A 353-nucleotide genomic window follows, 5' to 3' on the forward strand; every position below is an offset into this window, starting at 1 on the left:
AGTACTCCATGCCGCTGAAGAGCTGCCAAACGACATTCTCCGACCAGCGCTCAACGACGGATTCGTCACTCTCGTTGAAGGCGTGCTTGAGGTACAGCAGCGAGACCATCAACCGGATCGGCAGCCGCGGGCGGCCCGCACGGCTCACGCCGCCGGCGGCCACCACCAAGGTGGGGCCAAACATGTCGGCGTCCTCGCGGGACTTGCCCATGCGGGCCTTGCGGGCGAACAGCGGGGCGAGTGACGCTTCGATCTCGGACCAGGGCATGCGCCGGCCAAGAACCGCGAGCGGGTGGCGGGGATCCACCATGCCATCCAGCCGTGCGCGGAAGAAGTCGTCGGTCGCCATCGCC

General features: G+C 67.4%; 1 protein-coding gene. It reads right to left on the reverse strand.

Annotated features, from left to right (window positions below; translation table 11 throughout):
* The coding region (locus ACG02S_RS26255) for a transposase (RefSeq protein WP_394473445.1) at positions 1–349 on the reverse strand (349 nt) is incomplete at its 3' end.
* Positions 350–353 lie beyond the last annotated feature (4 nt).

It is taken from the genome of Pelomonas dachongensis (genome assembly GCF_043555865.1).
Lineage (GTDB): Bacteria > Pseudomonadota > Gammaproteobacteria > Burkholderiales > Burkholderiaceae_C > Pelomonas > Pelomonas dachongensis.